The 13,754-nt window shown below is 68.2% G+C and carries 11 protein-coding genes; 9 read left to right on the forward strand and 2 right to left on the reverse strand.

Annotated features, from left to right (window positions below; genetic code table 11):
- Nucleotides 1–61 precede the first annotated feature (61 nt).
- The 9 genes from AC5P66_RS05605 (at nucleotide 62) to tkt (ending at nucleotide 11,020) form a co-directional block, all read left to right on the forward strand.
- Nucleotides 62–1,087, forward strand: coding sequence for an AAA family ATPase (locus AC5P66_RS05605; protein ID WP_049411374.1), 1,026 nt, complete (start codon nucleotides 62–64; stop codon nucleotides 1,085–1,087).
- An 8-nt stretch (nucleotides 1,088–1,095) separates the two neighbouring features.
- Nucleotides 1,096–2,025 carry a DUF58 domain-containing protein gene (locus AC5P66_RS05610; RefSeq protein ID WP_049411372.1) on the forward strand — a complete coding sequence of 310 codons (930 nt, stop codon included), beginning with the start codon at nucleotides 1,096–1,098 and terminating at the stop codon, nucleotides 2,023–2,025.
- Nucleotides 2,022–2,471: a DUF4381 family protein gene (locus AC5P66_RS05615; RefSeq protein ID WP_049411369.1), complete on the forward strand. Its 450-nt coding sequence runs from the start codon at nucleotides 2,022–2,024 to the stop codon at nucleotides 2,469–2,471. The genes AC5P66_RS05610 and AC5P66_RS05615 overlap by 4 nt, the downstream gene beginning before the upstream one ends.
- On the forward strand, nucleotides 2,468–3,472 hold the full coding sequence (locus AC5P66_RS05620) for a vWA domain-containing protein (RefSeq protein ID WP_049438325.1): 1,005 nt from the start codon (nucleotides 2,468–2,470) through the stop codon (nucleotides 3,470–3,472). Before AC5P66_RS05615 ends, AC5P66_RS05620 begins: the two co-directional genes overlap by 4 nt.
- Complete coding sequence (locus tag AC5P66_RS05625) at nucleotides 3,469–5,307, forward strand: tetratricopeptide repeat protein (protein WP_099494632.1); 1,839 nt, start codon at nucleotides 3,469–3,471, stop codon at nucleotides 5,305–5,307. Before AC5P66_RS05620 ends, AC5P66_RS05625 begins: the two co-directional genes overlap by 4 nt.
- Complete coding sequence (locus AC5P66_RS05630; protein WP_049411361.1) at nucleotides 5,304–7,019, forward strand: BatD family protein; 1,716 nt, start codon at nucleotides 5,304–5,306, stop codon at nucleotides 7,017–7,019. Before AC5P66_RS05625 ends, AC5P66_RS05630 begins: the two co-directional genes overlap by 4 nt.
- Nucleotides 7,020–7,076: 57 nt before the next feature.
- On the forward strand, nucleotides 7,077–8,396 hold the full coding sequence (locus tag AC5P66_RS05635; protein WP_005418900.1) for a dicarboxylate/amino acid:cation symporter: 1,320 nt from the start codon (nucleotides 7,077–7,079) through the stop codon (nucleotides 8,394–8,396).
- Nucleotides 8,397–8,473: 77 nt separating this feature from the next.
- Nucleotides 8,474–8,896 (forward strand): hypothetical protein, encoded by a 423-nt coding sequence (locus AC5P66_RS05640; RefSeq protein ID WP_238378513.1) that lies wholly within the window; start codon nucleotides 8,474–8,476, stop codon nucleotides 8,894–8,896.
- Between the two features lie 126 nt (nucleotides 8,897–9,022).
- Nucleotides 9,023–11,020, forward strand: coding sequence for a transketolase (gene tkt, locus AC5P66_RS05645; protein WP_099494633.1), 1,998 nt, complete (start codon nucleotides 9,023–9,025; stop codon nucleotides 11,018–11,020).
- Nucleotides 11,021–11,135: 115 nt separating this feature from the next.
- Here tkt and ybiA read toward each other — a convergent pair whose 3' ends face one another.
- Both ybiA and AC5P66_RS05655 read right to left on the reverse strand, forming a co-directional pair.
- Nucleotides 11,136–11,684 (reverse strand): riboflavin biosynthesis intermediates N-glycosidase, encoded by a 549-nt coding sequence (ybiA, locus tag AC5P66_RS05650; protein WP_099494634.1) that lies wholly within the window; start codon nucleotides 11,682–11,684, stop codon nucleotides 11,136–11,138.
- Nucleotides 11,685–11,770: 86 nt separating this feature from the next.
- Nucleotides 11,771–13,723 carry an acetyl-CoA hydrolase/transferase C-terminal domain-containing protein gene (locus AC5P66_RS05655; RefSeq protein ID WP_099486095.1) on the reverse strand — a complete coding sequence of 651 codons (1,953 nt, stop codon included), beginning with the start codon at nucleotides 13,721–13,723 and terminating at the stop codon, nucleotides 11,771–11,773.
- Between the last annotated feature and the right edge of the window lie 31 nt (nucleotides 13,724–13,754).

Genomic DNA, 13,754 nt, shown 5'->3' on the forward strand with positions numbered 1-13,754 from the left:
CGCAAGGCACCCTGCGATGATGTCGGGAACCCGTGCCGTCCTGCGCCGGTCAAAGGCCCCCATGAACCTGCCACCGCCGATGCCCGAAACCATCTCGCCGCCGCCCGCGCCGGCCATCTCCCGCCTGCATGCGGCATTCACCGGACTGCGCGACGCGCTGTCGGCCGAGATCGTCGGCCAGGCGGCACTGGTCGAACGCCTGCTGATCGCGCTGCTGGCCGACGGCCATCTGCTGGTGGAGGGGGCGCCGGGCCTGGCCAAGACCACGGCGATCCGTGCGCTGGCTTCGCGCCTGGAAGCGGACTTTGCCCGCGTGCAGTTCACCCCCGACCTGCTGCCGGCCGACCTCACCGGCACCGAGATCTGGCGCCCGCAGGAAGGCCGGTTCGAGTTCGTGCCTGGCCCGATCTTCCACCCGATCCTGCTCGCCGACGAGATCAACCGCGCGCCGGCCAAGGTGCAGTCGGCGCTGCTGGAAGCCATGGGCGAGCGCCAGGTCACGGTTGGCCGCCATACCTATGCGCTGCCGCCGCTGTTCCTGGTGATGGCCACGCAGAATCCGATCGAACAGGAAGGCACGTTCCCGCTGCCGGAAGCGCAGCTGGACCGCTTCCTGATGCATGTGCGCATCGGCTACCCGGACCAGGCGGCCGAATCGGAAATCCTGCGGCTGGCCCGTGAGCGTGCCCGTGGTGCATTGGGCGAGGCCGCGCCGGCGCCGGACAAGATGCCGATGCAGGACGTGTTCGATGCCCGCCGTGAAGTGCTGGACCTGCACATGGCACCGGCCTTGGAGCGCTACCTGATCGAGCTGGTGCTGGCGTCGCGCGACCCCTCGCGCTACGACGCCGGCCTGGGCCGCCGCATCGCCTGGGGGGCAAGCCCGCGCGGCTCCATCGCACTGGAGCGCTGTGCCCGTGCGCGCGCCTGGCTGGCCGGTCGTGATTTCGTCACGCCCGACGACGTGCGTGCGGTCGCCGCCGACGTGCTGCGCCATCGCGTGCTGCCCAGCTATGAAGCCACCGCCGAGGGCTGGGATGGCGAGCGCTTGGTGCAGGAGCTGCTGGCCCGGGTGCCGGCACCCTGAGCCTGCGCATGACCGATCCATCCCTGGAACAGGCACCGTCTGCGCTCGGAGGTGACGGCCTGCGCCCGCAGCTGGCCGAACTGGTCGCGCTGCGCCGGCTGGCACAGCGTCCGCCGCCGCCGCGCCGTGGCCGCACCGGCAACGCCGGCCAGGCGCCATCCCCGCTGCGCGGCCGCGGCATGGAGTACGCCGAGTCGCGCGACTATGTCGCCGGCGACGACGCGCGCCACATCGATTGGCGCGTGACCGCGCGCACTGGCCGCGCCCATACCAAGTTGTTCCAGGCCGAGCGCGAGCGGATCAGCCTGATCGTGGCCGATACGTCGCCGGCGCTGTACTTCGGTACCCGCGTGCGCTTCAAATCGGTGCAGGCCGCGCGCGCCGGTGCTGTTGCCGCGTGGTCAGCGCAGCGCCGTGGCGACCGCGTGGGCGCGCTGCGTGGCAGCGACCGCGAAGCGCCGATCGCCCCCGCGGGTGGGCCACGCGGCGTGCTGCGCGTGCTCGACGCGCTGACCCGCTGGTACGCACAGCCGCCGGCCGATGATCTGGGCCTGGAGCGCGCGCTGGATCATGCCGGCCGCGTGCTGCGCCCAGGCGCGCGCATGCTGGTGCTGGCCGATCCGCAGCAGGCCATCCGCATTCCGCCCGCGCGCTGGAGCGCGCTGGCCCAGCATCACGACCTCAGCCTGGTGCTGCTGGTCGATCCGCTGGAACTGCAGCCCCCCTCGGCGGCGCTGCAGTTCCAGACCGCACAGCAGCGCATCGGCCTCGACCTGCGCCGCAGCGACGTGCAGGCGCACTGGCAGGCACACTTCGTCGAGCCGCTGCAGGAGCTGCGGCGCCAGCTCGGCGCACGCCGTGTCGACGTACAGGTGCTTTCCACCGATGCGCCCAGCGACGCCTGGCTGGCGCCGTCACCGACCGAGGTACCGGCGTGAGCGCCGCGCTGCCGCTGCGCGATGTGCAGTTGCCACCGGCACCTTCCTGGTGGCCGCCGGCCCCCGGTTACCTGATGATCGGCGCGGCGGTCGTGCTGGTGCTGCTGGTGATCGCCGTACTGATGTGGCGGCGTCGCCGCCGTCGCCAGCGCTGGTTGCAGCTGTTCGATCAGGAACTGGCAACCGCTCCCGACGCTGCGGCTGAGCTGGCGGCCATCGCCGGACTGCTGCGCCGTGCCGCACGCCATGCACGGCCGGGCAGCGAATCGCTGCGTGATGACGCCTGGTGGCAACGCCTCGACCCGCAGCGCACGTTGGCCGATGACCACCGCAGCCTGTTGGCCGAAGGCGCCTATCGCCCGCGCGTCGACAACCGCGACGTGGCGGCCGTACGCAGCTGGGCCCGCGAACGCTACCTAGCGATGCTGCTGGAGCGCCGCCGATGAACCTGCTGGCAAGTTACTGGCCATGGCCGGACCTGCAACTGGCGTGGCCGCTGGCCCTGCTGGTCCTCCCGATGCCGCTGCTGATGCGCTGGTGGAAGCGCCGTGCAGCGCCGGGTGCTGCACTACGCGTCCCCTACGCTGCCGCCGAGCTGGAAGCGCTGTCCGGTGGTGGCCGCGTCGACGTGTCGTGGCTGCGCACGCTGTTGCTTTGGCTGGGGTGGTGTGCACTGTGCATCGCGCTGGCGCGACCGCAGCAGCTGGGCGAAGCCATCACGCCTCCGCAGCAGGGGCGGCAGATGATGCTGGCGATGGACGTGTCCGGCAGCATGGGCGAGGGCGACATGGTGCTGGGCGGCCAGGCGGTCGATCGCCTGACCGCAGCCAAGGCCGTGCTTGCCGACTTCCTTGATCGTCGTGCGGGTGACCGCGTCGGCCTGCTGATCTTCGGCGACCGCGCCTACACCCTCACGCCGCTGACTGCGGATCTGGCCAGCGTGCGCGACCAGCTGCGCGACAGTGTGGTCGGCCTGGCCGGGCGCGAGACCGCCATCGGTGATGCCATCGGCCTGGCGGTCAAGCGCCTGCGCAGCCAGCCGGAGGGACAGCGCGTGCTGATCCTGCTGACCGATGGTGTCAGCAATGCCGGTGTGCTGGAGCCGCTGCGCGCCGCGGAAGTGGCGCGCGCCGAGGGCGTGCGCATCCACACGGTCGCATTTGGCGGCGATGGCAGCATGCGCTTGTTTGGTATCCCGATTTCCACCGACCAGGATCCGGTCGATGAGGCCACCCTGAAGAAGATCGCCAGCATGACCGGTGGCCAGTTCTTCCGCGCGCGTGACACCGCGCAGCTGGCCGGGATCTACGCCGAGCTCGATCGCCTGGAGCCGGTCGCCGCGAAGGGGCCGAGCCTGCGTCCGCGCGAAGAACGCTATGCCTGGCCGTTGGGGCTGGCGTTGCTGCTGGGCGTGCTGGCCTGGCTGTGGCCGGAGCGTCGCCGATGATCGCGTTTGCTTCGAATCTCCCCGATTGGAGCGCATTGCACTTCCTGCGACCGGAGTGGTTGTGGGCGCTGCTGGCGCTTCCCCTCATCCTCGCGCTGTCGCTGTACCGGCAGCGACGCAGTGATGCGTGGCGGCAGGCGGTGGACGCACACCTGTTGCCACATCTGCTGGCCGCGGGTGCGGAGCGTCGCGTGCGCCTGCCATGGGCGCTGCTGCTGGGCTGGACACTGGCATCGCTGGCGATGGCCGGGCCGAGCTGGCGGCAGCAGGCGCAGCCGATGTTCCAGGCCAGCGCACCGCTGCTGGTGGTACTGGACCTGTCCAGCCGGATCAGTGCAACCGATCTGCCACCGTCGCGCCTGCTGCAGGCGCGCGCGAAAGTGGGCGAGCTGCTGCGCGCCCGCCAGGGCGGGCAGGTGGGCCTGGTGGTGTATGCCGATGATGCCTACACGGTGGCGCCGCTGACTGATGACGGCAGCAATGTTGCGCTGTATCTGGATGCGCTGTCGCCGGACGTGATGCCACGCGATGGCCAGCGTGCCGACCGCGGCATCGACTGGGCAACACGGCTGATGCGGCAGATCGGTGCGCTGCAGGGGCAGATCCTGCTGGTCAGCGACCAGGCGGATGGTGAAGCTGCACTGGCGGCAGCGCAGGCGCACAGCCTGGGCCTGCAGGTGTCGGTGCTGGGCCTGGGCACGCCTGCCGGTGCGGCCTACCGCGATGGCAGCGGACAGATCCGCCAGGCCGCCCTGGACGAGAGCAGCCTGCGCGCAGTCGCCACTGCCGGAGGCGGCCGCTATGCACGCATCTCCGCCGATGACAGCGATCTGCGTGCGCTCGGTGTACTCGACGCGCGCGAAGGCACGGCGGCGCAGCGGCCGGGCGAAGGCAAGCAGTGGCGTGACGAAGGCTTCTGGTTGCTGCCGCCGGTGATGCTGCTGGCATTGCTGGCCTTCCGTCGTCGTGCGGTGCTGGCAGCGGTGCTTGCGGTCGGCATGATGCCGTGGATGAATGACGCACAGGCGCAGGTGCCTGCGACGCACGCTTCGCCGGCCGCGCAGGGCACGCTGTGGAAGCGTGGCGACCAGGTGCAGCATCAGCGCCTGGCTGAGGGGGTCCAGGCTTATCGCAACGGCGACTTCGCCACTGCACGCAAACAGTTCGAAGGCATCGACAACGATGCCGGTTGGTACAACCTGGGCAACACGCTGGCACGCGAAGGCAACTATGACGAAGCGATCGCCGCCTACGACCGCGCGCTGGCGTTGCATCCCGGCATGGCCGATGCGGTCGCCAACCGTGCCGTGGTCGATGCCGCACGCAAGCGCAGGCAGTCGGGTGGCAAAGGCCAGGATCAGCAGAAGCCACCGCAGAACGGGCAGCAGAAGCAGCAGAACGATTCCCCGGGCCAGCAGAACCCGCAGGGCCAGAAGCCGCAGCAGGGCCAGCAGAATCCCGGCCAGGGCCAGCCGCAGTTGGGCCAGCAGGGGCAGCCCAGGGCGGGTGACGACAAGAACCCGTCGAGCCCGCAGCCCGGCGAGCGCGGCCGCGATGGCCAGCAGGCACCACCGCAGGTAGAGGATGCCAAGGCGCAGGCGCAGGCCGACGAACAGCAACGCCAGCGCATGCAGCAGGCGATGCAGCAGGCACGCGAGGGCGAGGCCGGCAAGGACGGCAGACCCGTACCGGGTGGTGAGGGCCGCACGCCGCGCGAGCGCGAGGAGCAACAGGCGGTGGAGGCGTGGATGCGGCGTGTGCCGGATGATCCGGGCGCGTTGCTGCGGGCCAAGTTCCAGCTGGAAAACGAACGCAGGAAGAGGGAAGGGCGATGACGCGGGCGATCAACATGCACGGGCGCTGGTCACTGCCGGTACTGGCGGCACTGTTGCTGTGGCTGCCGCTGCTGGCCTGGGCGCAGCCGCGCGCCTGGCTGGATCGCGACCGCATCGCGATGGGTGATACGGTCACCCTCAATGTCGAGAGCGATCAGGGCGCTCCCGACTTCACGCCATTGCGCACCGACTTCGACCTGAGCGGCCAGACCAGCAGCCGCCAGGTGGAATGGAGCAATGGCAGCATGCAGCAGCGCAACCTGTATGGGGTGGCGCTGACGCCGCGACGTAGTGGTGCGCTGGTGGTACCGGGCCTGCAGGTGGGCAGTGTGCGAACCGCGCCGCTGACGCTGCAGGTCGATGCGGCCGCCGTGGCCGGGCCGGACAGCAATGCGATGGCCTTCATCGAAACCGTCGTCGATGACGATACGCCGTATGTGCAGCAGAGCGTGGGCGTGGTGGTGCGCTTGTATTTCGCCTCGCAGCTGGCCTCTGGCGAACTGGTGCTGGACACCCCGGCGGGCGCGTCGTTGCAGCGCGTGGGCGACGATCGCACCGATGTGCGCCAGGTCAACGGGCGCCGCTACAACGTGGTCGAACGGCGTTTCCTGCTGATCCCCGAGCGCAGCGGCGCGTTGCGGCTGTCCGGTGCACGTTTCAGTGGCCGCAGCGCCGGTGGCTTCTTCGATGACTTCTTCGGCGGCGGCGACGGCCGCATGAATGCCACCGGCGCAGACCGCACGTTGCAGGTGCAGGCACAGCCGGCACAGGCGCCGCAGCCGTGGTTGCCCCTGCAGAGCCTGCAGCTGCGCTACACCAGCGCGCCCACCCGTGCCCGTACCGGCGAGGCAGCCAACGTGGTGGTCGAAGCGGTTGCCGAAGGCGCAACCCGAGCACAGTTCACCGACCTGCCGGTCCCCGATGTCGGTAACGCCGCGCAGGTGTTCGCCGAACCGGCACAGTACGAAGAGACCTTCAACGGCAGCACGCCACGCCTGAAGATCACCCGCCGCTATTCGATCGTGCCGCGCCAGCCGGGTTCGCTGGTGGTGCCGGGACCACGCCTGCCCTGGTGGGATGTGCGCAACGGCAAGGCACAGGAAGCCAAGCTGCCGGACCTGACGCTGGCCGTTGCGGCCGGTACCGGCGCCGCCACTGCCTCGCCGGCAGCGCTGCCACCGATCGACACCGCTGCCGCGCTGCCCGGCAGTGATGGACAGGATGCGCGTATCGCCGCGACCGATCCACGCGCCAGCGGCCTGTCCGAGCGACCGTGGCCATGGATGGCGGCGGCCATCGGCCTGGCACTGCTGTGGCTGTTGACCCTGTTGTGGGGCTGGCAGCGAGGCCGACGCCCGCGTGCGGCGGCGCCTGCAGCCGGCAAGCCCTCTGTGACGACCGTGGTGAGCGGGCGTGCCGGCTTGGCCGAACTGCGCCGCGCGCTGGATGGTGAGGGTTTCGATCAGGTGGAGGCGCGTCTGTGTGCGATGGCGGGCGTGGAGCGCATCGAGCAGGTGATCGCCCGGCTGGATGACCCGGCCCAACGCCAGGTGTTGCTGGACCTGCAGCAGGCGCGCTGGGGCGGGCAGGGCGAACTGGCCCCGTTGCGCACGCGCCTGCGTGAGGTCTTCCGTGACGGACCGCACTGGTCGGCGGCTACGGGTGCCGCAGAAACTGGCCTGGCGCCGCTTTATCCGCCACGGCGAACCTGAACCGGCGCCGCTTGCGCGCTTTGTTAGAGTGCATTCATTTTTCGAGGAAACCCGCGTATGACAGCAGCTGCTGCCGACAAGAAGAAGTTGCCCCTGCATTGGAAGATGGGCATCGGCTTTGCGATCGGCCTGGTCCTGGGACTGATCGTGCACGCCCTGGGCGGCAGCGTCGATGGTCTGCAGGCCGGTGCCAAGTGGGTCATGGACTACGTCACCACCCCGGCGTCGGGCCTGTTCCTCAACCTGATCTTCATGCTGATCGTGCCGCTGATCTTCTCGGCGCTGATCATGGGCGTGTCGGAGATGGGCGACATCCGCGCCCTGGGCCGCATCGGCTGGAAGACCCTGGCCTATACCGTGCTGCTGTCCGGCATTGCCGTGGGCATCGGCCTGGTGCTGGTCAACCTGCTCAAGCCGGGCGCCGGCGTGGATCCGCAGGTCGCCGCGATGATGCTGTCGGAGAACGCCGAGCGCAGCAAGGAAATCGTCGCTGGCATCCATGGCACGCCGAAGGGCATGGACATGCTGCTGTCGATCGTGCCGAGCAATGTGCTGCAGGCCGCGTCGGACAACGGCGCGATCCTGTCGCTGATGTTCTTCGCGCTGATGTTCGGCATCGGCATGGTGCTGACCGACAATGAGAAGGTCGCCCCGTTGCGCCGCGCCATCGAAGGCGTGTTCGAAATCTCGATGACCCTGATCAACCTGGTCATCCGGCTGGCCCCGTACGCAGTGGCCTGCTTCATGTTCAACCTGGCCGCGCTGTTCGGCTTCGAGCTGATCATCCGCCTTGGCGCGTACGTGGGCGTGGTGGTGCTGGCACTCGGCCTGCACATGGTGGTGACCTACGGTACTGCCGTATGGCTGTCCGGCCGCTCGCCGCTGTCGTTCTTCCGCGATACCCAGGAAGCGACGGTGATGGCGTTCTCCACCGCCTCCAGCAACGCGACCCTGCCGACCGCGCTGCGCGTGGCGGACCAGATGGGCCTGCCGCAGCGCGTGTCGCGCTTCGTGCTGACCGTGGGCGCCACCGCCAACCAGAACGGCACCGCACTGTTCGAGGGCGTGACGGTGATCTTCCTGGCCCAGTTCTTTGGCGTGGACCTGAGCATTGGCCAGCAGATCATGGTGATGGCGGTCTGCATCCTCGGCGGCATCGGCACGGCGGGCGTGCCGTCGGGCTCGCTGCCGGTGGTGGCGATGATCTGCGCGATGGTCGGTGTGAACCCGCTGGGCATCGGCCTGATCCTGGGCGTGAACCACTTCCTGGACATGTGCCGCACCGCACTGAACGTGACCGGCGACCTGGCCCTGACCACGTTGGTGGCCAAGGGCGAGTCCCATGACGGACCGGCGCTGGGCACGCCCCTCGATTGAACGCGCCCTGAATGCCATGGATACTATTCCGACGCATGGAAGGCGTCGGGATTGGCGCCGTGCGAAAGGGAGCAGAAATGAGGATTTCGTACGTGATGGTCGCCGCCCTGGGCCTGCTGGCTTTCGACGCCAGTGCCCAGAAGGCCTGTGAAACCAACTACACCAAGACCGGCAGCTTCTTCTCCGGGCGCACCTTCACCACCTGGGACGTGGTACCCACCGTTACCCCGGCCGACGCTCTCAAGCGTATCCAGATCGAGGGCGTGAAGTCTGGCCTGAAGGTGGCCAGCGTGGACAAGGACCTGGGCATGCTGACCCTGGAACAGAACGTCCAGTTCAATGGTGGCCAGACCACCCTGCCGTGGAACGTGCTGGTTGAAGCCGAGGGCAAGGGTTCCAAGATCACCGTGACCAAGACCACCCCGGCCACCTACGCCACTGGCGAGGACTTCCAGAAGAAGTCGATGTGTGGCGTGATCGAGGCCGCCGCGCCCAAGTAAGGGGTTGGCGGGACCAGATCCCTTTCACTGGCAAGGGATCTGGTCCTACGCCTGAACCCGGCCCCGGGTCTGTGGGACAATAGGCCGCCCGCACGTCCGCGGCCGCCTCCCGATTCCGACAGAACCATGACGCAGCCTACCCGTCGCCAGTTGGCCAACGCCATCCGCTTCCTTGCCGCCGATGCGGTTGAAACCGCAAAGTCCGGCCACCCCGGCATGCCCATGGGCATGGCCGACATCGCCGAAGTCCTCTGGAACGACTACCTCCGCCATAACCCGAGCAACCCGCACTGGTTCAACCGCGACCGTTTCGTGCTGTCCAACGGCCACGGTTCGATGCTGCAGTACGCGCTGCTGCACCTGAGCGGTTACGACCTGCCGATCGAGCAGCTCAAGCTGTTCCGCCAGCTGGGCAGCCACACCGCAGGCCATCCGGAGCGTCATGAGACCCCGGGCGTGGAAACCACCACCGGTCCGCTGGGCCAGGGTTTCGCCAATGCCGTGGGCTTCGCCCTGGCCGAGAAGCTGCTGGCACAGCGCTTCAACCGCCCGGAGCTGGAAGTGGTCGACCACCGCACCTGGGTGTTCATGGGTGATGGCTGCCTGATGGAAGGCGTGTCGCACGAAGCCGCCTCGCTGGCCGGCACCTGGGGCCTGCACAAGCTGGTCTGCTTCTGGGACAACAACCACATCTCCATCGACGGCAACGTCGAGGGCTGGTTCACCGACAACACCCCGGAACGTTTCGAGGCCTATGGCTGGAACGTGATCCGCGATGTTGACGGCCACGACCCGGACAGCATCAAGGCCGGCATCGAGGCCGCGCTGTCGCAGAGCGACAAGCCGACCCTGATCTGCTGCCGCACCACCATTGGTTTTGGTTCGCCGAACAAGGCGGGCAAGGAATCCAGCCACGGCGCACCGCTGGGCAAGGACGAGCTGGAAGCCACCCGCAAGCAGCTGGGCTGGGAATACGGCCCGTTCGAGATCCCGCAGGCGATCTACGACGGCTGGCGCGCCAATGGCGCCGGCACCCTGCGCCAGGCCGAGTGGGAACAGCTGTTCGACAAGTACGCCAGCCAGTATCCGGCGGAGGCGGCTGAGCTGACCCGCCGCTCGCACGGCGAGCTGCCGGCCGACTTCGTTGCCAAGGCCGATGCCTACATCGGCCAGGTGGCCGCTGAGGGCCCGACGATCGCCTCGCGCAAGGCCTCGCAGCTGGCCATCGAAGCCTACGCCCCGCTGCTGCCGGAAATCGTCGGCGGCTCGGCCGACCTGGCGCACTCCAACCTGACCCTGTGGAAGGGCAGCAAATCGGTTGCCAGCGACGACGCCAACGCCAACTACGTGTATTACGGCGTGCGCGAGTTCGGCATGACCGCCATCGCCAACGGCCTGGCCCTGCACGGTGGCTTCATTCCGTTCGACGCCACCTTCCTGGTGTTCAGCGATTACGCCCGCAATGGCGTGCGCATGAGCGCGCTGATCCCGGCCCACGCCATCCACGTCTATACCCACGACTCGATCGGCCTGGGCGAAGACGGCCCGACCCACCAGCCGGTGGAGCACCTGGCCTCGCTGCGCTATATCCCGAACAACGACGTGTGGCGCCCGTGCGATGCGGTCGAGTCGGCCGTGAGCTGGAAGGCGGCGATCACCCGTCAGGACGGCCCGAGCTGCCTGGTGTTCAGCCGCCAGAACCTGCCGCACCAGCCGCGCAGCGCCGAGCAGATCGCCCAGATCGAGCGCGGCGGTTACGTGCTGGCCGATGCCGCCGGTGCCCCGGACGTGATCCTGATCGCCACGGGCTCGGAAGTCTCGCTGGCCACCGAAGCCAAGGCCCAGCTGGACGCGGCCGGTATCAAGACCCGCGTGGTCTCGATGCCGTCCACCGACGTATTCCTGCGCCAGGATGCGGCCTACCGTGAATCGGTGCTGCCGAATGCGGTGCGCAAGCGCGTGGCCGTGGAAGCTGGCGTCACCGGTTTCTGGCGCCAGTTCGTCGGCCTGGACGGCGCGGTGATCGGTATCGACACCTTTGGTGCCTCGGCCCCGGCCGACCAGCTGTACAAGCACTTCGGCATCACCACGGCGCACGTGGTGGAAGCTGCCAAGGCGCTGTAAGCAGCGACATGGAGTGATGAAGGAAAGGCCGGCGCAAGCCGGCCTTTCCCTTTTTCTGTGGGGCGAAACGAATCGGCCGCCGTGCCAGTGGATCCACGCCATGCGTGGATGAGCGTTACATCGCGTCGCGCACGTCCATCAACGCGAACCCCAGCAGGTTCAATCCGCGCCATTGCGCCGGGTTGTGCGCGTCGGCGTGATCCTTGGCCAGGCCGATGCCCCAGATGAAATCCACCGGGCTGGCTTCGACCAGCACCCAGCCTGCGGTCGCGCGCAGGAACGCTCCCAGTTCCGGGTTCTGCGCGAACTTGGCCTTGTTGCCTTCCACCACCAGGTCGTAGCGGGACTGCGTCCAGCGCGCTTCATCGAAGCCCTCGATCTGGCGGCCGAAAGCCTTGGCCTTGTCCGGCGTAGTGCTGGCGATGATCATCTCAAGCAGTTCGGTGGCGCCGAACAGACGTGCCTTTCCGGCCATCATGTAGTGCTCGGCAGTGCGGTAGTGCACGCCATCGATCTCGAAGCCGGCGTCATACCACTGGCTGAAACAGGACGCGGAAACCCCGCTACGCGGCGGTTGGTGGCCCCAGAAGCAGAGGTAACGCAGGTCTTCGCCTGCAGCCTGGCGCTGCTGCAGGTCACGCAGGAAACGGGAGTCGTCTTTCATCGCTACAGGATACCGCGTCAAAAAAGGGGACGGAGGGGATTAAGTCGTTTGTGCACAAACGACTTAATCCCCTCCGTCCCCTTTTTTCAGGCGGTGCGTGCCAACGCCAGGCGCAGCAGTCGCGCGTCCAGGCGTTCGGCGACATCTTTCGGTGCCTGCAGGCCCATGCGCTGCAGGTACACGGCATCGCCGTCGCCGGCCGGTTGCCGCAGCGCTGCCCAGACGGTGCGCAGCTTGTCGCTGCGGGTCTGCGTGTTGGCCTTCAGCCAGGCCAGCGCTTTGACCAGCACCTGCTCGATCTCGTTGAAATCGCTGCCCAGCGGGTAGTCCGGCAGGCTGCCATCGGCGCGGAATGGTGCCAGTGCCGCCGCCAGCGCCTGTGGCGTGTTGCGCTGCTGGCGCTCCGGATCCGGTTGCGTGGCCGCCAGCAGCTTGCGCGAGGCCTGTGCCTGCTGCAGCAGATCGCCCTGGAACGGCGCTTCGGTAATTGCGGTCATCGCATGCACGCAGTCTTCGTCGGTCAAGCCGCGCAGATCGGCGATGCCGTACTCGTTGAGGTAGATGTCACGCAGGTGGCGAGGGATGGTGGTGTGGCCGTAGTTCCAGCGCACGTTCGATTCCCTGCGGCCCTTGTCATCGCGTGCGGCACGGAACATCAGCACGCTGCGCGCTTCCGGCAGGGCATGTGCCATCGCCACGAAGTTGTACTGGCCGCCCACGCCGGACACCACGCGTCCATCGTCCAGCGCATCCGATACCGCCGCGCCGAGCGCGGTAGCCATCATGCAGGAATTGAAGAAGCGCGCATGGCGGCGCTGCAGGCGCTCCAGTGCCTCGTTACCGCCATACAGCTGGTTGATCTCGCTGATGCGGCGCATGCCGATCGCACGGCATTCGTCTTCCGGCAGCGTGCGCAGCCACTCGTAGAACTCCGGCGAGCCCAGGTAGAACGCGCCGTGCAGGTACTCGCCTTCTGCGGCGAGGGTGGCGTGGTCGATCGACAGCGTGCTGCCGTTCTCGATGCGCTGCATCAGCGCCAGGTCGTCGTGCACCTTGCGCCTGATCACCCCGGTCTGTACCAGGCGGCGGAAGCCCTCATTGAGCATCTCGCTGCAGCCATACAGGCCCACCTCGAACGGATCCACACCGCCGATTTCCTGCACGAGCGGGTGGCTGGCCAGCTGCGGATCAAGTGCATGCAGCACGCGGCGGTAGCGTGCGTTGTCGGTGTGGCGCAGCACCAGCGCATGGCTGAGGGCATCGGCCAGCGTGCCGATGCCGATCTGCAGGGTCCCGCCGTCGCGTACCAGGGTGCTGGCATACAGGCCGATGGCGTAGTCGGCATCGCCGACCGGCTGCCGCGGCAGCCCGAACAGCGCCGGGTACGGTGGCGGTGGGGTGATCACCAGATCGAAGAACGACACATCGACCGTAGCCGAGCCGGCCAGGTAGGGCAGCTGCGGATCGATCTCGGCGATCAGCAACGGACGCGGCAGGCCGCGCGCGGTCATCGCATCGAGCGTGTCCTGGGTGATGTCGTTGTTGCACGACAGCGAAAGCCGACGGTCATTCGGCCGCATCGCCACCTTCTGCACGATCACCTGCGGTGCGCGCTGAGCGACCGCATCGGCGGCGTGGGTGTAGTTCAGGCTGGTATAGCTGGATTGCGCCTGCCGCGAACCGAGCAGGGCGCCGGACTGCATGTAGAACTCTTCCACCTGCACGTGCGCTGGCAACGCGTCGCGCGCGATCGCATCGGCATAGGCCAGGCGCGGGAAATCGTCGCCGAAGTGGCGCTGCGCGAACGGCGCCAGGAAGCGTGCCTCCAGGCCGTTGCCACGCGCCTTCGGCGGGTTCAACGACAGCGCGGTATACAGCTGCAGCGGCCGTGAGGGATCGTGCTCGACGCGCGCATACAGGGCGTTGAGCAGTCGATGCGGCTTGCCCAGTGCCAGCGGTGCCCCGATCCGCAGCGGCCCGTCCACGCGCGCAAACAGCCAGTCGACGGCGGCGTCCAGGTCGGTGAGGTGTTCGGTCATGCGCGGCGGTCCTGCGTGTGGGGGAGTGCGG

Source organism: Stenotrophomonas sp. YJH_SMC_122, from assembly GCF_059369535.1.

Excerpts from the sequence above, each read along its gene's own strand:
- AC5P66_RS05605 (WP_049411374.1), top strand. The coding sequence starts at position 62 with ATGAACCTGCCACCGCCGATGCCCGAAACCATCTCGCCGCCGCCCGCG.
- AC5P66_RS05610 (WP_049411372.1), top strand. The coding sequence starts at position 1,096 with ATGACCGATCCATCCCTGGAACAGGCACCGTCTGCGCTCGGAGGTGAC.
- AC5P66_RS05620 (WP_049438325.1), top strand. The coding sequence starts at position 2,468 with ATGAACCTGCTGGCAAGTTACTGGCCATGGCCGGACCTGCAACTGGCG.
- AC5P66_RS05625 (WP_099494632.1), top strand. The coding sequence starts at position 3,469 with ATGATCGCGTTTGCTTCGAATCTCCCCGATTGGAGCGCATTGCACTTC.
- AC5P66_RS05630 (WP_049411361.1), top strand. The coding sequence starts at position 5,304 with ATGACGCGGGCGATCAACATGCACGGGCGCTGGTCACTGCCGGTACTG.
- AC5P66_RS05635 (WP_005418900.1), top strand. The coding sequence starts at position 7,077 with ATGACAGCAGCTGCTGCCGACAAGAAGAAGTTGCCCCTGCATTGGAAG.
- AC5P66_RS05640 (WP_238378513.1), top strand. The coding sequence starts at position 8,474 with ATGAGGATTTCGTACGTGATGGTCGCCGCCCTGGGCCTGCTGGCTTTC.
- tkt (WP_099494633.1), top strand. The coding sequence starts at position 9,023 with ATGACGCAGCCTACCCGTCGCCAGTTGGCCAACGCCATCCGCTTCCTT.
- ybiA (WP_099494634.1), bottom strand. The coding sequence starts at position 11,684 with ATGAAAGACGACTCCCGTTTCCTGCGTGACCTGCAGCAGCGCCAGGCT.
- AC5P66_RS05655 (WP_099486095.1), bottom strand. The coding sequence starts at position 13,723 with ATGACCGAACACCTCACCGACCTGGACGCCGCCGTCGACTGGCTGTTT.